At 71.6% G+C, this 22,012-nt stretch carries 21 protein-coding genes and 1 tRNA gene; 20 read left to right on the top strand and 2 right to left on the bottom strand.

The features are described 5' to 3' along the window. Positions 1–57 precede the first annotated feature (57 nt). The 3 genes from dnaG (at position 58) to ACGFIS_RS11020 (ending at position 3,847) form a co-directional block, all read left to right on the top strand. Positions 58–1,974, top strand: coding sequence for a DNA primase (dnaG, locus tag ACGFIS_RS11010; protein WP_392902216.1), 1,917 nt, complete (start codon positions 58–60; stop codon positions 1,972–1,974). 71 nt (positions 1,975–2,045) lie between these two features. Continuing rightward, positions 2,046–3,191: an RNA polymerase sigma factor RpoD gene (gene rpoD, locus ACGFIS_RS11015; protein WP_392902883.1), complete on the top strand. Its 1,146-nt coding sequence runs from the start codon at positions 2,046–2,048 to the stop codon at positions 3,189–3,191. Between the two features lie 191 nt (positions 3,192–3,382). Next, positions 3,383–3,847, top strand: a complete 465-nt coding sequence (locus ACGFIS_RS11020) for a YbjQ family protein (RefSeq protein WP_392902218.1) — start codon at positions 3,383–3,385, stop codon at positions 3,845–3,847. A 45-nt stretch (positions 3,848–3,892) separates the two neighbouring features. On the opposite strand, the gene ACGFIS_RS11025 is transcribed toward ACGFIS_RS11020, so the two are convergent. Next, on the bottom strand, positions 3,893–5,137 hold the full coding sequence (locus tag ACGFIS_RS11025) for a molecular chaperone DnaJ (protein WP_392902220.1): 1,245 nt from the start codon (positions 5,135–5,137) through the stop codon (positions 3,893–3,895). A 175-nt stretch (positions 5,138–5,312) separates the two neighbouring features. On the opposite strand from ACGFIS_RS11025, the gene ACGFIS_RS11030 reads away from it, so the two are divergent. The 10 genes from ACGFIS_RS11030 (at position 5,313) to ACGFIS_RS11075 (ending at position 14,937) form a co-directional block, all read left to right on the top strand. Next, positions 5,313–5,888 (top strand): TerD family protein, encoded by a 576-nt coding sequence (locus ACGFIS_RS11030; RefSeq protein ID WP_392902222.1) that lies wholly within the window; start codon positions 5,313–5,315, stop codon positions 5,886–5,888. Positions 5,889–5,994: 106 nt separating this feature from the next. After that, entirely contained in the window at positions 5,995–6,573 is a 579-nt protein-coding gene (locus tag ACGFIS_RS11035) for a TerD family protein (protein ID WP_392902224.1), read from the top strand. A gap of 60 nt (positions 6,574–6,633) precedes the next feature. Beyond that, positions 6,634–7,806 carry a DUF475 domain-containing protein gene (locus ACGFIS_RS11040; protein ID WP_392902226.1) on the top strand — a complete coding sequence of 391 codons (1,173 nt, stop codon included), beginning with the start codon at positions 6,634–6,636 and terminating at the stop codon, positions 7,804–7,806. A gap of 42 nt (positions 7,807–7,848) precedes the next feature. Next, the gene (locus tag ACGFIS_RS11045; RefSeq protein ID WP_392902228.1) at positions 7,849–8,427 is read left to right on the top strand and encodes a TerD family protein; all 579 of its coding nucleotides are present in this window, start codon (positions 7,849–7,851) and stop codon (positions 8,425–8,427) included. Between the two features lie 65 nt (positions 8,428–8,492). After that, positions 8,493–9,650 carry an HpcH/HpaI aldolase/citrate lyase family protein gene (locus tag ACGFIS_RS11050; RefSeq protein ID WP_392970352.1) on the top strand — a complete coding sequence of 386 codons (1,158 nt, stop codon included), beginning with the start codon at positions 8,493–8,495 and terminating at the stop codon, positions 9,648–9,650. Then, positions 9,647–11,026, top strand: a complete 1,380-nt coding sequence (locus tag ACGFIS_RS11055; RefSeq protein ID WP_392970355.1) for a phosphoribosyltransferase family protein — start codon at positions 9,647–9,649, stop codon at positions 11,024–11,026. Before ACGFIS_RS11050 ends, ACGFIS_RS11055 begins: the two co-directional genes overlap by 4 nt. After that, complete coding sequence (locus tag ACGFIS_RS11060) at positions 11,023–12,135, top strand: cysteine protease StiP family protein (RefSeq protein ID WP_392970358.1); 1,113 nt, start codon at positions 11,023–11,025, stop codon at positions 12,133–12,135. Before ACGFIS_RS11055 ends, ACGFIS_RS11060 begins: the two co-directional genes overlap by 4 nt. After that, complete coding sequence (locus ACGFIS_RS11065) at positions 12,132–12,938, top strand: HAD family hydrolase (RefSeq protein WP_392902237.1); 807 nt, start codon at positions 12,132–12,134, stop codon at positions 12,936–12,938. Before ACGFIS_RS11060 ends, ACGFIS_RS11065 begins: the two co-directional genes overlap by 4 nt. Positions 12,939–13,088: 150 nt before the next feature. Further along, a complete protein-coding gene (locus ACGFIS_RS11070; protein ID WP_392902239.1) occupies positions 13,089–14,408 on the top strand; it encodes an amylo-alpha-1,6-glucosidase in 1,320 nt (439 codons plus the stop codon). 34 nt (positions 14,409–14,442) lie between these two features. Further along, on the top strand, positions 14,443–14,937 hold the full coding sequence (locus tag ACGFIS_RS11075) for a hypothetical protein (RefSeq protein ID WP_392902241.1): 495 nt from the start codon (positions 14,443–14,445) through the stop codon (positions 14,935–14,937). Here the strand turns inward: ACGFIS_RS11075 and ACGFIS_RS11080 are convergent. After that, complete coding sequence (locus ACGFIS_RS11080; protein WP_392902243.1) at positions 14,934–15,200, bottom strand: YtxH domain-containing protein; 267 nt, start codon at positions 15,198–15,200, stop codon at positions 14,934–14,936. The two genes, ACGFIS_RS11075 and ACGFIS_RS11080, sit on opposite strands and share 4 nt — an antisense overlap. 141 nt (positions 15,201–15,341) lie before the next feature. On the opposite strand from ACGFIS_RS11080, the gene ACGFIS_RS11085 reads away from it, so the two are divergent. The 7 genes from ACGFIS_RS11085 to mnhG all read left to right on the top strand — a co-directional run bounded on the left by ACGFIS_RS11085 (position 15,342) and on the right by mnhG (position 21,777). After that, positions 15,342–15,414, top strand: a tRNA-Asn gene (locus ACGFIS_RS11085). 413 nt (positions 15,415–15,827) lie between these two features. Next, positions 15,828–18,686: a hydrogen gas-evolving membrane-bound hydrogenase subunit E gene (gene mbhE / locus ACGFIS_RS11090; protein WP_392970361.1), complete on the top strand. Its 2,859-nt coding sequence runs from the start codon at positions 15,828–15,830 to the stop codon at positions 18,684–18,686. Further along, positions 18,683–19,138, top strand: a complete 456-nt coding sequence (locus tag ACGFIS_RS11095) for a Na(+)/H(+) antiporter subunit C (RefSeq protein WP_392902329.1) — start codon at positions 18,683–18,685, stop codon at positions 19,136–19,138. The genes mbhE and ACGFIS_RS11095 overlap by 4 nt, the downstream gene beginning before the upstream one ends. Next, positions 19,135–20,655 carry a Na+/H+ antiporter subunit D gene (locus tag ACGFIS_RS11100; protein WP_392902331.1) on the top strand — a complete coding sequence of 507 codons (1,521 nt, stop codon included), beginning with the start codon at positions 19,135–19,137 and terminating at the stop codon, positions 20,653–20,655. Before ACGFIS_RS11095 ends, ACGFIS_RS11100 begins: the two co-directional genes overlap by 4 nt. After that, a complete protein-coding gene (locus tag ACGFIS_RS11105; RefSeq protein WP_392970364.1) occupies positions 20,652–21,188 on the top strand; it encodes a Na+/H+ antiporter subunit E in 537 nt (178 codons plus the stop codon). Before ACGFIS_RS11100 ends, ACGFIS_RS11105 begins: the two co-directional genes overlap by 4 nt. Further along, positions 21,185–21,451: a monovalent cation/H+ antiporter complex subunit F gene (locus tag ACGFIS_RS11110; RefSeq protein WP_392902335.1), complete on the top strand. Its 267-nt coding sequence runs from the start codon at positions 21,185–21,187 to the stop codon at positions 21,449–21,451. The genes ACGFIS_RS11105 and ACGFIS_RS11110 overlap by 4 nt, the downstream gene beginning before the upstream one ends. Next, on the top strand, positions 21,448–21,777 hold the full coding sequence (gene mnhG, locus ACGFIS_RS11115) for a monovalent cation/H(+) antiporter subunit G (RefSeq protein ID WP_392902337.1): 330 nt from the start codon (positions 21,448–21,450) through the stop codon (positions 21,775–21,777). Before ACGFIS_RS11110 ends, mnhG begins: the two co-directional genes overlap by 4 nt. Positions 21,778–22,012: the final 235 nt, after the last annotated feature.

The following is a 22,012-nucleotide window of genomic DNA, read 5'->3' on the forward strand; positions in this document are numbered from 1 at the left end:
AGGCCGGTTCGGGTGCGGCGCGCCGGATGTCGGGGTCCCGCCGTAGACTCCTTCGTCGTGGCAGGCCGGATACGCAATGAGGACATCGCACTCGTGCGGGAGCGCTCGTCCATCGCCGACGTGATCGGCGAGTACCTGCAGCTTCGCAGTGCGGGCGGCGGCAACCTCAAGGGCCTGTGCCCGTTCCACGACGAGAAGTCGCCGTCGTTCAACGTGACGCCCTCGCGCGGGCTGTACTTCTGCTTCGGCTGCGAGGCGGGCGGCGACGTCATCAAGTTCGTCCAGGAGATGGAGCACCTGCCGTTCTCCGAGGCGGTGGAGCGGCTCGCCGCCCAGGCCGGCCTCCAGTTGCGCTACGAGGAGGGCGGCGGACGCGGCCCCCGGCAGGACGGCGGCCTGCGCGCCCGGCTGATCGAGGCGCACAGGGCGGCCGCCGAGTACTACACCGATCGGCTGGCCTCCCCCGAAGGTGCGATCGGCCGCACGTTCCTGTCCGAACGCGGCTTCGAGGCCGCGGACGCCGCCCGCTTCGGCGTGGGGTTCGCGCCCCGCGAATGGGAGGGCCTGGTCAGGCACCTGCGCGGACGCGGCTTCGCCGACCGCGACATCATCGCCGGCGGGCTCGCCAAGGAGGGGCGGCGCGGCCCGATGGACCGGTTCCGCGGACGGCTGATGTGGCCGATCCGCGACCTGGGCGGCGACGTCATCGGGTTCGGCGCCCGCAGGCTCTACGAGGACGACGACGGCCCCAAGTACCTGAACACCCCCGAGTCGCCGCTCTTCCACAAGGGGTCGGTGCTGTACGGGGCCGACCTGGCGAAGAAGGAGATCGCGCGGCGGCGGCAGGCCGTGGTGGTCGAGGGCTACACCGACGTGATGGCCTGCCACCTGGCGGGCGTCCCGACGGCGATCGCGACGTCCGGGACCGCGTTCGGCGACGACCACATCAAGGTGCTGCGCCGGCTGCTGATGGACCAGGACGAGTTCCGCGGCGAGGTGATCTTCACCTTCGACGGCGACGCGGCCGGGCGGAAGGCGGCGCTGCGCGCGTTCGACGACGAGCAGAAATTCGTCTCGCAGACGTTCGTGGCCATCCAGCCGGACGGGCTCGACCCGTGCGACCTGCGGATCCGGCACGGCGACGCGGCGGTGCGCGACCTGGTCGCCTCCCGGCTGCCGCTGTTCGAGTTCGCGGTGCGCAGCGCGATCGAGCAGCACGACCTCGACACCGTCGAGGGGCGGCTGAGCGCGCTGGACGCCGCGGCCCCGGTCGTCGCCGCCATCAAGGACCGGTCGCGCCGGCACATGTACGCGGTCAACCTCGACCGCTGGCTCGGCATCATGGACGAGCAGTTCGTGCTGCGCCGCGTCCGCGAACTGGCGGCCCGCAAGCACGGCCGCTCCCAGGCCGGCAATGGCCGTGCCGGCAACGGCCGCGCCGAGAACGGCCGGGACGGACGGGACGGACGGGCGGTTCCCGACCGGCCCGCGTTCGACCCGAACGATCCCGAGGTGCAGCGCGAGCGGGAACTGCTGAAACTGGCCGTCCAGCGCCCGGCGGTGGTCGGCCCGGTGTTCGACGAGGTCCCGGCCGAGGCGTTCATCGCGCCGCCGCACGCCGCGGTGCGCGCCGTCATCGCGGAGGCGGGCGGTGTGGCGGCCGCGGGCGGTGTCGCCGAATGGGTCGCCGGCCTTCTGGAGCTGGCACCGAACGACCAGGTCAGGGACCTGATCACGAAACTCGGCGTGGAGCCGACACGGTCCGCCCAGGAATCGGACGACCGTTATGCGATCGAACTGCTCGCCCGAATACAGGAACGCCAGCTCACCCGCATGATCGCCGACGCGAAATCTAAACTCGGGCGGCTGAATCCGGTCGAGGCCCCCGAGGAGTACCGCCGGCTCTTCGGCGATCTTGTCGCACTTGAGCAGCAGAGACGGGTGTTGCGGGAGCGAGGGCTTGGATCACAGTAAGTCAAGAGACCGCAAAATGGGTCCTGTGATCTAGGCCCCGTTTGACGCAGACTGTCTCCGTGGGCCCTTCGGTGCTGCCAAGCGAGGCGCCATCGGTTGATCAGGTGGCGGACCTCGTCGCACGTGGCAGAGAACGCGGCGGTGTGACCGTCGAGGACGTCGCTGCCGCGCTCGATCGCTCGGACTTGCCGGACGACTCCCTGGAAAGGGTCGTCCGGATGCTCGCAGAGCAGGGGGTGGAGGTCCTCGAGTCTCAACAGGAGACCGAGGACGTCACGCGAGCGGATGAGGGTGACCTCGGCAAGCGGGCGCCGACGAGCGACCTGGTTCGGATCTACCTGAGAGAGATCGGTCGCGTACCGCTTCTCACGGCAGAAGATGAAGTAGAACTCGCGAAATCGATCGAGGCGGGATTGTTCGCCGAGGAGAAGATGGCGCGTACCGCCGTCCTCGCCCGCGGTGAACTTCTCGATCTCGAACTGCTCTCCCGCGAGGGTACGCGGGCGAAGCAACGCCTGATCGAGGCCAACCTGCGCCTGGTGGTCTCGATCGCGAAACGCTACGTGGGCCGGGGAATGCTCTTCCTCGACCTGATTCAGGAGGGAAATCTCGGACTGATCCGTGCGGTCGAGAAATTCGACTACACCAAGGGGTTCAAGTTCTCGACCTACGCCACCTGGTGGATCCGGCAGGCGATCACCCGGGCGATCGCCGACCAGGCCAGGACCATCCGGATCCCGGTGCACATGGTCGAGACGATCAACAAGCTGGTCCGGGTGCAGCGGCAGATGCACCAGGACTTCGGCCGTGAACCCACCCCCGAGGAGATCGGACTGGAGATGGGCCTGTCGCCCGTCCGGGTCATCGAGATCCAGCGGATCGCGCAGGAACCGGTCTCGCTGCAGTCGCCGATCGGCGAGGAGGACTCCGATCTCGGCGACTTCATCGAGGACGCGGACGCCGTCGTGCCGATCGAGGCCGCGGCGTTCATCCTTCTGCAGGACCAGCTGGAGGACATCCTGGGCACGCTGTCGGAACGGGAGCAGCGCATCATCCAGTTGCGCTTCGGCCTGACCGACGGCCATCCGCGCACCCTGGAGGAGGTCGGCCGGGAGTTCGGCGTGACGAGGGAGCGGATCCGCCAGATCGAGTCGAAGACCCTGGCGAAACTCCGCCACCCGTCCCGCGCCCAGATGCTCAGGGAGTATCTCGAGTGAACGCCGGCCCTTGACGGGGCCGCTTCTGAGAGAGGCGAGCACGCCGCATCGCGACGCCCTCCCGGCCGCGCCGCCGGGAGGGCGGTCGCATGCCGGTGGGCACAGCCGCAATGAGCCCGGCTTCTGTAAGACTGCGCCTTCTGTCGGCATTGCGGCGCATTTCGTCCGGGACCTGATCTACCGTGGTGGTCATGCTGATCGTGACGACTGATGGCGTGGCGGGGTACGAGATCAGGAGCGTGCTCGGGGAGGTCCTCGGGACGGCCGTCCAGGCAGACCAGACCGGTGCGCCGCATCCCGGGCACGGCGGGAGCAGCGCCACGTTCCGGGTGACGGGGGAGCAGCCGTCGGCCGGCCTCGCCGCCGCCCGCCGCGAGGCGGTGGACCGGCTGCGCGAGGAGGCGCGCCACAAGGGCGCGAACACGGTGGTCGGCATGCGTTTCGACACCGCCGCGGTCGGCGGCGGCGTCGAGGTCTGCGCGTACGGCACCGCCGTCTGGGCCGAGCCCGCGCAGCAGCACCGCGACCAGGCGCCCCAGCACCAGCCGCACCCCCAGCAGGGCCAGATGCCGCCCTACGGCGACCCGCAGGCGGGCGGCCCCCCGATGGTCGCCCGCAACCTCACGATGGGCCTCCAGGACCGCCCGCGTTCCTGATCGCGGTCCCCTTGGCGGTGGGGTGGACGGACCGCCCGCGGAACCCTACTGCTGTGCCCGTTCGGTGCGGATCCGGGTGACGACGTCGCCGGCGGCGGTCTTGATGGATTCGAGTTCTTGCAGGTAGGCCCAGTAGTCCGGATGGGCGCCGGTGAGGCGGTCCGGCGCGTTCTCCAGGCGCTCGACGAGCGAGTCGAGCACCCGGACGTGCTCGGGCGCCGGCCCGCCCGGCTGGGCCATGGCGAGCCGCTGCGCGTCCCGCACGGCGAACTGGACGCTCTCCACCGGCGCCGCCGGGTCGGCGGCGACGGCCTTCAGCTCCTCGACCCGGCCGGTGACCTGGCCGGCGCGCCGGTCGGCGGCGTTCAGCTCGGTCCGGGCGGCGGTGAGCGCCTGCTGCGCCTGCTTCCACTCGGCGCGGGCGGTGTGCGCGGACGCCTCGTTCAGCCGCTCGCGGGCCCGGGTCGCGGCGGCCTCGATCGACTCCGGCGCGCCCTTCAGGTCCTGCCAGCACGCCTGCGAGTAGCCGCGCAGCAGGACCCGCATCGCCTCCTTGACCGGCCCCACGCGGTTCGCGACGACGTCCACCCGGGTCCGGACGGAGGCGAGCGAGTTGCGGACCTTCTGCGCCATCTGCGGCAGTTCGGCGGCGGCCTCCCGCGCCCGCTCGGCGATCTCGCGGACCTCGTCGGCCTTGCGCATCGCCCCGTCCAGGCCGAACCCGCCGAGGCCCTGGGAACCGAGCTGGGCCAGGATCCGCTTGGCCCGCGCCAGCTCCGCCTCCGGGTCGGAGGCGTCCATCCCGGCCTCCCCGGCGGCGGCCACGGCGGCGTCGGCGGCGATGACGGCGTCGCGTGCGGCGGTCAGCCGGGGCGGTAGCTGGTCGAGGGCGGCCTCGAGCCGGGACATCTTCTGGGAGAGCCGCTCGGCGAACCCGTTCAGGTTCCGGGTGAGCTGCTGCAGCCGCTCGGTGGACGCGACGAACGCGCGCCGCGCCGCGTCGTACTCGGCCGGTGACCGGTCCTGGTCAACGAGGTCGTGCGCGTCCAGGACGGAGATGTACGCGTGGGCGGCTGCGTCGGCGGCCTCGGCCAGCCCGGTGAACTCCCGCCGGACCGGCTCGGCGGCCCCGGCGTCCAGATCCTCGAACACGGTCACGCGGCCGTCGATGAACTTCTGCGCCTGGTCCATGTCGTAGAAGGCGGTCGCCGCCGCCTCCTTGGCCTCGATGGCACCGGCCGCCGCCTGCGCCCCCCTGCCCCGGCGCCGCTGGTCGCCCGCTCCCCGCAACGCAGCCTCCCTTCGTCCCTGCCCAGTCTGGCGCAGATGGGCCGGGTTTCGCGCGGTGGGCACGGGTCTCGTGCAATGCGTCCGCCGAGGATGGAACGGATAGGCTCGCTGCAGCGTCGATAAGTCTGGGCGCCGCGTCGGCGTCCGCCATGCCATGTGATCTTGGAGGCCTTCCGTGGGTGTCAGTCTCAGCAAGGGCGGCAACGTCTCGCTCACCAAGCAGGCGCCGGGGCTGACCGCGGTGACGGTCGGTCTTGGCTGGGATCTGCGCACCACCACGGGCACCGACTTCGACCTGGACGCCTCCGCCATGGTCCTGGACGCCTCCGGCAAGATCATCACCGATCAGCACTTCGTGTTCTTCAACAACCTCCGCACGCCGGACGGCGCGGTCGCGCACAGCGGCGACAACACCACCGGCGCCGGCGAGGGCGACGACGAGCAGCTCCAGGTCAACTTCGGCGCGATGCCGGCCACCGCCGAGCGGGTGGCCTTCGCCGTGTCGATCTACGACGCCGACAGCCGCAGCCAGAACTTCGGGCAGGTCCGCAACGCCTACATCCGCGTGCTGAACCAGGGCGACGGCTCGGAGATGGCCCGCTACGACCTGTCCGAGGACGCGTCCATGGAGACCGCGATGGTCTTCGGTGAGCTGTACCGTTCCGGAGCGGAGTGGAAATTCCGGGCGGTCGGCCAGGGTTATGCCTCAGGTCTGGCCGGCATCGCCATGGACTTCGGCGTCAACCTCTGACGGCCCACGCGGAACGCGGTCACCGCGGGCCCGGTCACCTCGGGCACGTGTCTCAGTAAGATCCTCAGCCAGGGATCAGCTTCACAGGGAAGGGAGTGGCCCGGACATGGGAGTATCACTCGCCAAGGGCGGCAACGTCTCACTGACGAAGGCCGCGCCCAACCTCACCGCCGTCACCGTCGGGCTCGGCTGGGACGTCCGCGCCACGACGGGCGCCGACTTCGACCTGGACGCGTCCGCGCTGATGCTCGCCGCCACGGGCAAGGTCATGTCCGACCATCACTTCGTGTTCTTCAACAACCTGAAGAGCCCGGAGGGCTCGGTCGAGCACACCGGCGACAACCTGACCGGTGAGGGAGAGGGCGACGACGAATCCATCAACGTCGACCTCAACGGGGTGCCGGCCGAATGCGACCGGATCGTGTTCCCCGTCTCGATCTACGACGCCGACAACCGGCATCAGAGCTTCGGCCAGGTCCGCAACGCCTTCATCCGGATCGTCAACCGGACCGACGGCAACGAGCTGGCGCGCTTCGACCTCACCGAGGACGCCTCCACGGAGACGGCCATGGTGTTCGGGGAGCTCTACCGGCACAACGGCGAATGGAAGTTCAGGGCGGTCGGCCAGGGGTATGCCTCGGGTCTGGCCGGCATTGCGATGGACTTCGGCGTGAACGTCGGCTGACGACCGGCCCCCGCATCCCGGCCGCCACGTCCGGCCGCCCTCTCTAGCAGAAATACGCGCATGATTCTTCGCACCTTCGGCTGGTCCTTCGGCGTCACGGCCGTCGGCCTGCTCCTCGCCCTGCTCTACGGCGGGCCGACCGGGCTGGCCCTGGTCGCCGTGCTGGCCGTTCTCGAGATCTCGCTGTCGTTCGACAACGCCGTGGTCAACGCCAAGGTGCTCGACCGCATGAGTCCCTTCTGGCAGAAGATCTTCCTGACGATCGGCATCGCGATCGCGGTGTTCGGCATGCGGCTGGTCTTCCCGCTGCTGATCGTGGGGCTCACCGCTCAGCTGGGCCCCATCGAGGCGTTCGACCTGGCGCTCAACGACTCGGATCGCTACCACGATCTGATGAACGACGCCTACCCGACGATCGCGGCGTTCGGCGGCATGTTCCTGATGATGCTGTTCCTGAACTTCGTGTTCGAGGAGCGCGCCGACAAGTGGCTGCCGTGGCTGGAGCGGCCGCTCGCCCGCATCGGCAAGCTGGACCAGCTGGCCGTGGTGGTCGCGGGCGGCGCCCTGTCGTTCGTGGCGTGGCTGGCCGCCGAGGACCCCGGCACCGTCATGATCGCCGGCGTGCTCGGCATGGTGACCTACATCCTGGTCAACGGGCTCGGCGAGCTGTTCTCCGAGGCGAGTGAGCCCGGCGAGGACGACGAGGCCGAGGAGGCCGGCGCCGACGGGTCGAAGGCGACCGCGCGGGAGGCCCTGCAGGAGGCGGCGCGGGACACCGAGCGGGGACGCGGCGGACCGAGCAACCTGGCACTGGCCACCGGCAAGGCCGGGTTCTTCCTCTTCCTGTACCTGGAGGTGCTGGACGCGTCGTTCAGCTTCGACGGCGTCATCGGCGCGTTCGCGATCAGCACCGACCCGATCGTCATCGCGCTGGGCCTCGGCATCGGCGCCATGTACATCCGGTCGCTGACGGTGTTCCTGGTCCGCAAGGGAACGCTGCACGAGTACGTGTACCTGGAGCACGGCGCGCACTGGGCGATCGGGGCACTGGCGGTCTGCATGCTGATCAGCATCGGCCACCACGTCCCCGAGTGGATCACCGGCGGGCTCGGCGCCGGCCTGATCATCGCCGCGTTCGCCAGCTCCATCCTCCGCAACCGGGGCGAGGACGGGGACCGGCCGGAGGAACCGTCGGGGGAGGGCGGCAAGCAGCTCCACTCCAGTAAGGTCTGACCCCCCACCCGCGACAGCATCGATCATCGAAGGAGACGAACGATGTCCATCTCGCTGCAGAAGGGCCAGAAGGTCTCGTTGGCCAAACCCGGTGGGGGAACGCTCTCCCGGGTCAAAATGGGCCTCGGCTGGGACGCCGTCGTCAAGAAGGGCCTGTTCGGCAAGGGCAAGACCCAGAACATCGACCTGGACGCGTCCTGCCTGCTGTTCGACGGGAGCGGGAACCTCGCCGACCAGGTGTGGTTCCGGCAGCTGCGCAGCAAGGACGGCTCCGTCCTGCACACCGGCGACAACCTGACCGGCGAGGGCGAGGGCGACGACGAGGTCATCAACGTCGACCTGCAGGGCGTCCCGTCCAACGTCACCCAGCTGGTGTTCACGGTGAACTCCTTCACCGGCCAGGACTTCACGCAGATCGCGAACGCGTTCTGCCGGCTGGTGGACGAGAGCACCGGGCAGGAGATCGCACGCTACGACCTGAGCGGCGCCGGGCAGCACAACGCGCAGATCATGGCGAAGGTGTCGCGGGACGGCGACGGCTGGACGATGACGGCGATCGGCGCGACCGCGACGGGCCGCACGTTCCAGCATCTGCTGCCGGCAGTGTCGGCGCACCTGTGACGCGGGACTCCGGCCCGACGACCCGGTGCCCGATCTCATGACACGGCGCGTCTGACGGGGCGTCCATGCGGCATTTCGACCACATCGACGCCGCGCGTCGCAAGCTCCTGTTCCACCGGCAGCCGCGGCCGTTCGACCGGCACGATGATCCGGGGGTGCTGGCCGTGGCGCTGGGGGCGACGCTGTACAGCCCGTCCACCCGGCCCGCCATCGCCGACGACGTCGAGGCCGCGGCGCGCCGCGGCGTGATGAGCATGGTCCTGTGCCTGGAGGACGCGATCGGCGACGACGAGGTCGCGGCCGGCGAGTCGAACCTGGTGGCGCAGCTGCGCACGCTCCACGAGCGCGGCGTGGACGTGCCGCTGCTGTTCGTCCGGGTCCGCGACGCCGGGCAGATCGGCGACCTGGTCGGCCGGCTCGGTGACGCCGCCGGACTGGTCACCGGGTTCGTGCTGCCGAAGTTCACGGCGGCGTCGGGTGGAGCGTTCCTCGACGCGCTGGAGGACGCGGCCGCCCGGACCGGGCTGCGGCTGCTGGCGATGCCGGTGATCGAGAGCCCGGAGGCGGTGTACGCCGAGTCCCGGACGGACATGCTGCACGATGTGGCGCGGTTGCTCGCCAAGCACCGGCCGCGGGTCCTGGCCGTCCGGATCGGGGCGACGGACATGTCCGCGGCGTACGGGCTGCGCCGCCCGCCGGACCTGACGATCTACGACATCCGGCCCGTCGCGGGTGTGATCTGCGACGTGGTCAACATCCTCGGCCGGGCCGACGGCACCGGCTATGTCGTGACCGGGCCGGTGTGGGAGTACTTCTCGGCGGGGGAGCGGATGTTCAAGCCGCAGCTGCGGCAGTCGCCGTTCGAGGCGCAGCGGGCGGCGCCGCTCCGGCAGCGCCTGATCACGTCCGATCTGGACGGGCTGATCCGCGAGGTGCACCTGGACAAGGCGAACGGCCTCATCGGCAAGACGGTGATACATCCGAGCCATGTGGCGGCGGTGCACGCCCTGTCGGTGGTGACGCACGAGGAGTACTGCGACGCGGCCGACATTCTCGGTGTCTCCGGGGGAGGGGCGATGGCCAGCGCGTACGCCAACAAGATGAACGAGGCCAAGCCGCACCGCGCGTGGGCCCAGCGGTTGATGCTGCGCGCCCGGGTGTTCGGGGTGGCGGCGGAGGACGTCACGTTCGTCGAACTGCTGGAAGCGGCGGGGAGCCGGTGACGGCCGTCCCGCCCGCCCGGCCCGGTTCGTGGGTGGCGTCGCGGCTCGGGGTGCGCCTCACGGACGGCCCGCGTCCGGTGGGCGTCGGGCTCGCCGATCTCGTCGGGCTGGCCGTGCGGCGCAATCCGCGCCGTGCGCACCTGCTGGTCTCGGCGGTGCTGGGCAAGCACGTCCCGACCGACCCGCGGCTCGTGTACGGGTCGGGGCTTCTGCTGGGGGAGCTCGTGCGCGCGCGCCTGCGCGGTGAAGAGCCTTCCCAGCCCGGGTCTCTTCTCGCTGACGCCTTGCGTGGCGTGGCGGGGAGTGCGGCGGGGCTGCGTGACCGTCTGCGCGCGCCGCAGATTCCCGTGGACGCCATCGTCCTCGGCTACGCCGAGACGGCGACCGCTTTGGGGCATTCGGTGGCGGACGCTCTGGGCGGCGCCTACTACCTGCACTCCACACGCCGTCCCGTCGCGGGCTTCGGCATGTACGGAGGGTTCGAGGAGGAGCACAGCCACGCCACGAGCCACCTGCTGCTGCCCGCCAACCCCGCCGCACTCGACCGCGACGTGCCGATGGTCCTGGTGGACGATGAACTCTCCACCGGCCGGACGGTGCTGAACACCATCGCGGCCCTGCACGCCGTCCGCCCCAGGGACCACTACGTCCTCGCCGCGCTGGTCGACTTGCGCGGCCCCGCCGACCGGGCCCGGATGGACGATCTCGGCGCCCGGCTGGGGGCCCGCATCGACGCCGTGGCCCTCGCCGGAGGCCACGTCGACCTTCCCGGAGACATCCTGGAGACGGGGGAGGCGCTCGTCGCCGCCCTTACCGCCCGTGCCGCGCCCGCGGACCAGGCGGCGGCCGGGTTCACGGTGTCCCGGCTCGCCCTGGAGTGGCCCGCCGGGCTGCCGGACGGAGGACGCCACGGATTCCTGCCCGAGCACCGCACGCGGCTGGAGAAGGATTTGGCGCGGATGGCCGACGCCGTGGCGGCCGGGCTCGGGGACGGGGCGTCCCGCGTCCTCGTCCTGGGGTTCGAGGAGCTGATGTACGCGCCGCTGCGGCTCGCCGAGGCGCTCGCCGACGCGCTGCCGGGCGTGGACGTCCGGTACTCGACGACGACCCGTTCACCGGTGCTCGCCGTCGACGACCCCGGCTACGCGATCAGGACCCGCGTGGCCTTCCCGGCGCACGACGACCCCGCGGACGGGCCGGGGGAGCGGTACGCCTACAACGTCTCCCCGGCGTCGGACGGGAACGGCTTCGACAGGATCGTGTTCACGGTGGACGACATCGGTGACACCCCGGCGCTCTCCGGCGGGCTCCTGGAGCGCCTGCGCGCCCTCGCGCCGGTCCTGGTCGCGGCCATCCCCGCCAGGAGGGGCGAATGAAACCGCTGCGCGGGCCGTCCTTCGGCAGCTATCCGGCCGAGGACGTCACCTGGCTGCTCAAGGACCTCTCGCGGGTGCGGCTCGAAGCGCCCGTCGAGGAGCGTGAGGCGGCCATCCAGGCGGGCCGCGCCCACTACGCCGAGTCGCTGCCGGTCGAATACCAGCCGGGCCCCGAGTACCGGCGGCTGTTCCACCGGGCGCTGGAGGCGTCCGCCGAGCGGATCGCGTACGCGACCGGGCTGGTCACCGAGATGATCCTCGCCGAACGCGGCCCGGAGGCCGTCCTGGTGTCGCTGGCCCGCGCCGGGACGCCCGTCGGGATCCTGATGCGCCGCTGGGCGCGGTTCGCGCACGGCCTGGACCTGCCGCACTACGCGGTCAGCATCGTCCGGGCCCGCGGCATCGACACCGTGGCCCTGCGGTACCTCGCCGAGCACCACGACCCGGCGTCGGTGATGTTCGTCGACGGCTGGACGGGCAAGGGCGCGATCACGCGGGAGCTGACCGCCGCGCTGGCCCCGCACCCGTTCCCCGCGGACCTCGCGGTGCTCGCCGACCCGGGACGGTGCACATCGCTGTTCGGGACGCGCGACGACTTCCTGATCCCGTCCGCCTGCCTCAACTCGACCGTTTCCGGGCTGGTGAGCCGGACCGTCCTGAACGCCGACCTGATCGGCCCCGGAGACTTCCACGGCGCGAAGTTCTACGCCGGCCTCGCCGGCGACGACGTGTCCGCCGTATTCCTCGACACCGTGTGCGCCCGGTTCGGGGACGTCGCCGAGCGGGTCGCGAAGGACCTGCCGGACCTGCGCGCCGCCGACCGCACACCCGACTGGTCCGGGTGGGAGGCCGTCCGCCGCTGCGCCGCCGCCGACGGCATCGACGACCTGAACCTCGTCAAACCGGGGATCGGGGAGACCACCCGGGTGCTGCTGCGCCGCGTCCCGTGGAAGGTTCTCGTGCGAGCCGACGCCGGTGCCGAGGTGTCGCACATCAGGCTGCTCGCGGGCGAGCGCGGGGTGCCCGTCATCGACGTCGAACCTGACCGGTTCCCCTACGCCTGCATGGGATTCATCCACCCCCGGTTCGGCGAGGGAGCCGTCCAGTGACCGTCCTGGTGTGCTCCGACCTCGACCGCACGCTCATCTACTCCGCCGCCGCGTTCGCCTTGGACGGCCCCGACGAGACGATGCCGCGCCTGCTGTGCGTGGAGTTCTACCAGGGCGCGCCGCTCTCCTACATGACCGAGGCGTCCGCGCGCATGCTGGAGGCCCTCTCGACGGCCGCGGCGTTCGTCCCCACGACGACGCGCACACCGGAGCAGTACGGGCGCATCAACCTGCTGGAGAAGCCCGCCGAGTACGCCATCACCGCGAACGGCGGGCACCTCCTCGTGGACGGCGCGGACGACCCGGAATGGGCGGCGTCCGTCCGGGCACGCGTCGCCGACGGGTGCGCGCCGCTCGCGGAGATCCGGGAACACCTCGTCCGGACCAGCGGCGACTTCGTCCTCAAACGGCGCGACGCGTCAGGCCTGTTCGCCTACACGGTCGTCGACCGGGCCGCGCTGCCGTCCGGGTGGGTGGACGACCTCACCGGATGGTGCGCCGAACGCGGCTGGCGGACGTCCCTGCAAGGCCGCAAGGTGTACTGCCTGCCCGCGTGCCTGACGAAGGCCGCCGCCGCGGCGGAGGTCGCCCGCAGAACGGGCGCGTCCACGATGCTGGCCGCCGGCGACTCGCTCCTGGACATCGAACTCCTCGAAGCCGCCGAACGGTCCATCCGCCCCGCGCACGGCGAACTGCACGACACCGGCTGGACGTCGCCGGCCACCACGGTCACCGCCGCACGCGGAATCCTCGCCGGGCAGGAGATCGCGGACTGGCTACTGGAACAAGCGACCGCCCCATAGACCCGGGCTCTGCGAGAGGACACGCGCGAAAAATCACGGCGCCGCCCCGGAGAGCGTTGACAAGCGACGCGCCGCAGGGGGTCGCAGCGGCCGCGTTCAGCGGTCACAATCACCGTGAACCCCTCTCCGAGGAGGAGACACCCTGAACGCATGAGCTCCCGTCTGACCGGTGACGAGACCGCGCTGTGGAAGGCCGCGGCCAGGGTTCTCGATGCGAACTGGACCGGGACGGCCACCGCGGCGTCGCCCGGCCTCTACCCGCACCAGTGGAGCTGGGACTCGGCGTTCATCAGCATGGGCCTCGCCCGCCACCGCCACGACCGCGCCGAAGCCGAACTGCTCTCCCTGTTCCGCGGCCAATGGGCCGACGGGATGCTCCCGCACATCGTGTTCAACACCACCCTCGCCCGGCACGCGTACTTCCCCGGCCCCGAACTGTGGCGCAGCGAACACCAGCCGGACGCGCCCCACGGCGTGCACACCTCCGGCCTCACCCAGCCGCCGCTGCACGCCCTCACGGCCCTCCGCCTCCACGAATGCGCCCCCGACGCGGACACCAGCCGCGCCTTCCTCACCCGGCTGCACCCCATGCTGGCCGCCCAGCACCGCTACCTCCGCCGCGCCCGCGACCTCGACGCCGGCGGCCTGATCGCCATCTGCCACCCATGGGAGTCGGGCCTCGACAACAGCCCCGCCTGGGACCGCCCCCTCGGCGCCCTCCGGCTCCCGCCCACCGCGTACGCGCCCGCACAACGCACCCACACCCTGCCGACCGGCGAAGACTACGAACGCTACGTCTGGCTCGCCGCCCTCATGCGCGAGGCCGGCTACCGGCCCGGCTACCTCCGCGAAGCGCACCCGTTCGCCGTCGAGGACCCCCTCGTCAACGCCATCTACCTGGCCTCGACCCACGCCCTCGCCGAAATCTCCGACATCGTCGGCGCCGACCCCGTCCCGCACCGCGAACACGCGCAACGCGTCCACCAGGCCATGCTCGACCGGCTCTGGGATCCGGAAACCGGCTGCTTCCGCGCCCGCGACCTACGCGACGACCGCCTCCTGCCCGTCGTCACCGTCGGCGCCTTCGGCCCCCTCCTCGACCCCGAACTGCCCGCCCCGATCGTCCGCAACCTCGTCGACCTGCTCCTGTCGGCGCGGTTCGCCGGCGCCGCCGGATACCCCATCCCCACCTGCGACATCCAGGCACCCGCGTTCGACCGCGGCGGCTACTGGCGCGGCCCCACCTGGATCAGCACGAACTGGCTCATCTGGTACGGCGCACTCGGACACGGCATCCCCGTCGTCGCCGACCTGCTCTACGGCTCCACCATGCGGCTCGTCCGCCAATCCGGATTCCGCGAATTCTTCGACCCGTTCGACGGCACCGGACGCGGCAGCCACGACTACGCCTGGTCCGCCGCACTCGTCCTCGACCTGCTCGGGGCCCGCCGCGCGCCCCAGGCCGCCTGATCGGCCGCGCCGCCCCATCGCCTACGGTGGGGCCATGCGCCTACGCCGTGGTTCCCTGCCGCCCGCGGTTCGCGACGCCCTCGCGCTCGAACGAGGCGAACGCGTCCTCGCCGCCGCCCCCACCCGCGGCGGCTCACACGTGACCGCCACCACGGCCGCGCTGCACGTCCCGGCACCCGAAGGCGGATACACCCGCATCCCCTGGGAACGCGTCGACCACGCCACCTGGAAGGACGGGTGGCTCCACGTCGAAGAGACCTCCGCCGGCGCCGAACACCACGTCGGGCTCACCGACCCCGGCTCCGTCCCCGAAACCGTCAGGGAACGCGTCACCGCCACCATCGCCGTCACCCACCAGGCCGTCCTGCCCGGCGGCGGAAAAGTCCGCATCGCCGGCCGACGCCCCACCACGGGCGGCGACGTGCGCTGGACCTTCGTCTTCGAGGCGGGACTCGACCCCGCCGACCCGGGCCTGCGGGCCCAGGCCGAACAGGTCCTCGAAGAACTGCGCCGCCAGACGGGCCTCTAATTCGGGTAAACCTGCGGAGGCTGCTCCTCCGCGGCCTTGTGGCGACCCGGCACCTGCTGCGGCACCCGCTCCTTCAGATGCCCCGCCTTGCCGGCGAACTCCTCGCCCTTCGCCCGCAGCCTCCCCGCGGTCTCCTGGACGTTCGGATTCTCCGACACCTGCTGCGACATCCTCTTGATCTGCTCGTACCGCTCACGCCCGGCCTTCGTCCCCAAGACGTAGCCGATCGCGGCCCCTGCCATGAACATCACGCGAGTCTTCATGCCCAACTCCTGCCGACGGCGGATTCGTGACAACCCCCATACCCGCCAGCGCCGACCCAACCCATAACCGTGCGCGAGCAACCCCCGACATGCGCTAACCTAGGGGCGCCGACAGGGGCCGAGGCCCCGCCGGACCAACGATCCCGCGTAGCTCAATTGGCAGAGCAGCCGGCTGTTAACCGGCAGGTTACTGGTTCGAGTCCAGTCGCGGGAGCGATTGCCTCCCCTTACTCGACGAGCTTCGCTTCGTCTTCGCCGGATCGCTCCCGTCATGACGCCCGGGGGGCGACCCCCCGGAGCCCCCCGTGGGCCTCCGCCACCCCCCGCCCACCCGCCCCTTTCGGGGCGGGCTTCTTGGTTCTGGGGTGCGGGCGGATGCTGCGGCGTCCGCCTAATCGCCGGGCCCGACGAACACTCCGACTCGGATCGGTGGTGAGTCCCGTCTTCCCGCACGCCGCCATGGTGTCGGTCGGCGGGGCCTCCGTGGCTTGATCGCTGCGCCCTGCCCTTGACGCGGTAACGCCGCGTCGTTCGGGCTGCCGGGTATCCCATCCGGGCCTCCGTTTCGCGGGCGCTGGCCGGGTAGATCGGCTTGTGCGTGCCTGGTGGAGGGGGGCTGCGGGCGGCATGGTGACGCTTCTTCTGGCCTATGCCGTCGTTGCGGTCGCCGTGCCCTGGGCGTTGGGGCGGTACCGGCGCGTGATGGCGTGCGCGGCGGCGGTGCTACCCGCGGCGACGGCGGCGTGGGCCGCGACTCGGGCGGGCGGGGACGACCTCACGGCGGAGCTCGTGTGGGCCGCCGACCTCGGGCTCGTACTCGACTTCCGGCTGGACGCGCTGTCCATCGTCATGCTGCTGCTGGTCGGTGGCGTGGGCGCCGTCGCGCTCTGCTACGCGGGCTGGTACTTCGAGGGTTCCGAACGACTGATGACCGGGACGCTCGTCGCGTTCGCGGGGGCGATGACCGGTCTGGTGCTCGCCGACAACCTGCTCGTCCTCTACGTGTTCTGGGAGCTGACCACGCTCAGCTCCTTCATCCTGATCGGCACGACCCGCCCGGAACGGGCCGAGGACCGGCGCGCGGCGACCCAGGCGCTGCTGATGACGACCGCGTTCGGGCTGGTGATGCTCGCCGGGTTCGTGGTGCTCGGCCAGGCCGCCGGGACCTACCGGATCTCGGCGCTGCTCGTCGACCCGCCGGGCGGCGCCGCGGCGGAGGCGGGCCTGGTGATGGTGCTGCTGGGCGCGTTCGCCAAGTCGGCGCAGATGCCGCTGCACGCGTGGCTGCCCGCCGCGATGGTGGCGCCCACGCCGGTGAGCGCCTACCTGCACGCCGCCGCCATGGTGAAGGCGGGCGTCTACCTGGTGGCGCGGCTGACGCCCGCGTTCGCCGACACCGGCCTGTGGCGCCCGGCGGTGATCGGCGTCGGGCTGGTGAGCCTGCTCGCCGGCGGCGTCATCGCGCTCCGGCAGGACGACCTGAAAGCGCTGCTCGCCTACGGCACCGTGAGCCAGCTGGGTTTCCTGATGGTCCTCCTCGGGTCCGGGACCCGGACGGCGGCGCTGGCGGGGACCGCGCTGCTGCTGGCCCACGGACTGTTCAAGGCACCGCTGTTCCTGGCCGCCGGCGTCGTCGAGCACGAGGCCGGGACGCGCCGCGCCGGTGAACTGTCCGGGATGGGGCGGCGGCTGCCCGTGACGGCGATCGCCGCGACGGCGGCGGTCGCGTCCATGATCGGCCTGCCGCCGTTCCTGGGGTTCGTGGCGAAGGAGGCCGCCGTCAAGGCCTTCGCGCATGGGGGGCTGGACGCCGTCGTCCTCGCCGGTGTGGTGGCGGGGGCGGCGTTGACCACGGCTTACGGCTTGCGGTTCCTCCATGCCGCCTTCGCCGGTGGCGGGGGCGGGGCGCGGGCGGCGGACCCGTGGGGGATGGCCGTGCCGGTGGCGGTGCCCGCCGCCGCAGGGTTCGCCTTGGGTTTCCTATCAGGCCCGGTGCAGACGATGGTCGCGCCGTACGCGAACACGCTGGGCGGAGATCCCGGCTACAAGCTCGCGCTCTGGCATGGTCTCGGGCTCCCGATCGCGCTGTCCGCGCTCGCCGTCGCGGCCGGTGCCGGGCTGTTCCTCCTCGCCGGACGGTCGTATCCGGCCAAGCCGGTGCGGTGGCCCGTCCCGGACGGTCAGCGGGGGTACAACGGCGTGGTCCGCGCGGTCCTCGTGGGGGCGCACGCGGTCACCAAGCGCCTCCAGGCCGGGTCGCTCCCCGTCTACCTCGGTGTGATCGGGACGACGGTGCTCGTGGTGCCGGGCTCCGCGCTCATCGCGGGGATGACGGACAAGAGGAGCCCCGACGTCGCGGACTACGTCCTGCACGGCTGGGACGATCCGGTGCAGACGGTCCTGGGCCTGATCGTGATCGTGTGCGGGCTCGCGGCGATGCTGGCCCGCCGCAGGCTGTCGGCGGCGCTGCTGATGGCCGGGGTCGGCTACGCGATCGGCGGGCTCTTCGTGGCACAGGGCGCGCCGGACCTCGCGCTCACGCACCTCGTCGTCGAGACGCTCCTGCTGATCACCCTCGTGCTCGTGCTGCGGCGGCTCCCGGAACGGTTCCCGCCGCGCAGGCGCAAGCTCTCCGGCAGGGTCGCGACCAGCCTGATCAGCGTGGGCCTGGGCGCGTTCATCGCGACGTTCCTGGTGGTGGCGGCGCTGAGCCGCCGCAGCACGCCGACCGGTCCCGGCTACGCCGAACTCGCCGCGGAGGAAGGGGCCGACAACGTCGTCAACATGATCCTCGTCGAGGCGCGGGCCCTGGACACCCTCGGCGAGATCACGGTGGTGGCCGTGGCCTCCATGGGCGTCATCGGGCTGGTGCTCAGTGGCCGCCGCCGCATACCGCGCCCGTCCGGCGAGGAGCCCGCCGGCGGCGAGGCGGCAGGGGAGCCCGGCGGAGGGAGAGGCTGGCTCGCGACCTCCGGCCGCCCGGCGCTCGGCGGCGCGCCGATGGTGCCGGCGGCGGCCGCGGCCCGCCTGCTCGGCCCGGCGATCCTGGTGTTCTCCGTCTACCTGCTCGTCGCGGGGCACAACCGTCCCGGCGGCGGGTTCGTGGCCGGTCTCGTCGCGGCCATGGCGTACGTCCTGCGCTACCTGCCGGGCGGGCGGCGCGAACTGGCCGCCGCGATGCCCGTGCGGCCCGGCGTCCTGCTCGGCGGCGGGCTCGGGCTGGCGGCCGCCACGGGTGTGGCCGGGTGGACGTTCGGCGGCATGGCGGACGGCGCCTTCCTGAAGAACGAGGTCCTGCACGCCGAGCTCCCCGTGATCGGCGACGTCAAGATCCCCACGAGCCTGTTCTTCGACGTCGGGGTCTACCTGCTGGTGCTCGGGCTGGTGCTGACGATCCTCACCACACTCGGCGCGAGCCTCGACGAGGACGCCCTGGAAGAGGACGTCCCGGACGAGAACGACACGGCGGAAGGAGCGCGACCGTGACGGGGCCCGCTCTCGTCCTCATCCTGGCCTCCGCGGTGCTGTTCGCGGCGGGCTTCAACATGCTGATGCAGCGGTCCCTGGTCCGGATCGTGATCGGCTTCATGCTGCTCGGGCACGGCGCCAACCTGCTCCTTCTGCTGGCGGGCGGTGCGGCCGGTTCCCCGCCGCTGCTCGGCCGGAAGTCCGAGCGGCCGATGGCCGATCCGCTGCCGCAGGCCATGGTGCTCACCGCGATCGTGATCACCTTCGGGGTGACGGCGTTCCTGCTGGCCTTGGCGTTCCGCAGCCGGATGCTCCTGGGGGAGGACGAGGTTCGCGACGACGTCGAGGACCGCCGGATCCACGCCGAGCGCCCTGACGAGTCTTGGGACGACGACGCCGACCCGTTCGAGGAGGACGCCGAGCAGGAGGCCGCCGGGCGCGGGGACGGCGAGACGGGGGGCGGCGCGTGAGCGTCCTCGTTCCGCTGCCGTTCGTCCTGCTGCTGCTGGGGTCCGCGCTCACGATGGTCAGCCGCCGCCGGGAGAGGTGGCTGCGGGTCCTCGCCCCGCTGACCGTCACGGCGTCGCTGGCCGCCGCGGGCGCGCTGATGGCCGCCGTGGCCCGCGACGGCGTGATCGCCGTCCAGATGGGGGGCTTCGCCGCACCGCTCGGCATCACCCTCGTCGCGGACCGGCTGTCGGCGCTGCTGCTCGTGGTGTCCATCGGCGTGCTGCTGGCGATCATGCTGCACGCCGTGGCCGAGGGCGCCGGAGGCATGGGCGGGCACGAGCCGGGCGTGTTCTATCCGGCGTATCTCACGCTGACCGCCGGAGTCAGCCTGATCTTCCTCGCCGGCGACCTGTTCAACCTCTTCGTCGCGTTCGAGATCATGCTGGCGTCGAGCTACGTGCTGATGACGCTCAGCCCGACGGCGGAACGGCTCCAGGCCGGCATGACCTACACCGTGGTCAGCCTCATGTCGTCGATCCTGTTCCTCGCCGCGATCGGCCTGACCTACGCCGCGACGGGCTCGGTGAACCTCGCCGGCCTGTCCGAGCGCGTCGCCGAACTGCCCGAGGGGACCCGCACGGCGCTCGGGCTGCTGTTCCTCGTCGTGTTCGGGATCAAGGGCGCCATCGCCCCGATGCACCTGTGGCTGCCCGACAGCTACCCGGCCGCCCTCACCAAGGTCACGGCCGTGTTCGCGGCACTGCTCACCAAGGCCGCCATCTACGCCCTCATCCGGGTGGAGACGCTGCTGTTCCCCCGTGACCAGGTGTCGTGGATCATGCTCGTCCTCGCCGCCGCGACGATGCTCGCCGGCACCCTCGGCGCGCTGACCCACGACGACATCCACCGGGTGTTCTCGTTCGTCCTGGTGGGCCACATCGGCTACATGCTGTTCGGCCTCGGGCTGTACAGCGTCGCCGGCCTCACCGGAGCGATCCTCTACCTCGCCCACCACATCGTCGTGCAGGCGGCGCTGTTCCTGGTCAGCGACCTGATGCAGGGGCGCACCGGGGAGACGTCGCTGCGCCGCCTCGGCGGCCTGGCGCGCCTGTCGCCCTTCATCGCCGTGATGTTCTTCATTCCCGCCATGAGCGTGAGCGGGATGCCGCCGACCTCGGGTTTCATCGCCAAGCTCGCGCTGTTCCAGGCGGGCCTGGGGGAGGGACGCCACATCGCCTACGCCGTCACCGGCGTGGCGGTGCTGGCGAGCCTGCTCACGCTGATGGCGATGTCGCGGATTTGGACGCTCGGGTTCTGGCGTCCCCGCCCCGAGGAGGCCGGCGAGCCCCCCGCCGCCGGGTCCTACCCGGAGGGAAGCACGCGGCTCATGGGGACCGTGGCGGCCGTCCTGGTCGTCGGCGGCCTGCTCATCGCCGTGTTCGCCGGGCCGCTGGCGTCCTGGAGCCACCGCGCCGCGGCCGACCTGCTGGACCCGGCGGTGTACCGGAACGCCGTGCTGGAGGGGGGAGGGTCTTGAACGGCTCCCGCCGCGTCGCCTCCCGCCTGTTCATGGGCGTGTGGCTGCTCGGGATCTGGTTGCTGCTGTGGGGACGGGTCGACGCGCTCACCGTGGCCGGCGGCGCCGTCGTCGTCGTCGGCGTGTACGCGACGAGCCGGCTGCCCGCGGTACCGCTCGTCCGGCGCATACGGCCGCTGCGCCTCGCCATGGCCGTCGCCGAGTTCGCCTGGGACCTGCTGGCGTCGAGCGTGGTCATCGGATGGCACGCGCTGTACAGGCCCCGGCAGGTGCGCAGCGCCATCATCGACGTGGACCTGCGGTCCCGCTCGGAAGTCATCCTGCTGGGAGTCACGACCAGCATCTCCCTGCGTCCCGGCACGATCCTGATCGACCTGGATCTGGACCGGGCCATCCTGCGCATCCACGCCATGCCGGTCCACGGCCCGTGGGAGGCCGACTCGGCTCGGGCCGGCGTGATCCGCACGGAGGAGCGACTGATGCGCGCATTCGTGACATGGGAGGACGCACCACCACAGGAGGAGCCTCGATGAACACCGTCTACATCCTGACCATGGCGCTGCTGGGCGCCGCGTTCCTGATGACGGCCGCGCGGCTGGTACGCGGCCCGTCCAGTTTCGACCGCATCATGTCACTGGACGTCATGGCCGTCCTGCTGGTCAGCGGCATCGCCGTCCACTCGGCCTACTGGGGCGAACCCGCGTACGCGACGCTTCTGCTGGTCGTGTCGATGCTCGGCTTCGTGGGCTCGGTCAGCGCCGCCCGCCTGGCGGGGGCCTGGGGGGAGAGCCCATGAGCGCCGGGGACGTCGTCACCGCCGTCCTGCTGCCCGCGGGCGCCGTCTTCTCCGCCCTCGGCGCCCTGGGTGCCCTCCGGTTCCCCGACCTGCACTCCCGGCTGCACGCGGCAACGAAGCCGCAGACGATCGGGCTGCTGCTGATCCTCGCCGGGGTTGCGGCCCAGACCGGCTCCGTCTCGGCCGCCACCCCGCTGATCCTGGTCGCGTTCTTCCAACTGCTCACCGCGCCGATCACCGCCCAGACGATCGGCGGCGCCGCCTACCGCGCCGGCGTGATCGACCGAACCACCCTCACCGTCGACGACGCCGGTCAGAGCAGCTGAATCCCGCGTCGTCCGAAAGGCATGCGGCTTCTTTGGGTAATCGCTTCACGGCTCACCGTGATCGCCCTATCGTCCGAAAGAGCGAGATGAGCATGTCGAGAATGCCGTCTGGCGCAATCGAGAACCGGCAGAGCTTTCCCGGCCCTTGTGTTGTTTCCGTGGGTGAGTGATCAGGTTCGTCCGGGGAGGGGTGGGCAGAGGCCGCCGCGGGTGAGGGCGGCCATGGCGATGAGGG

Source organism: Spirillospora sp. NPDC048824, assembly GCF_043198455.1.
Classification (GTDB): Bacteria; Actinomycetota; Actinomycetes; order Streptosporangiales; family Streptosporangiaceae; genus Spirillospora.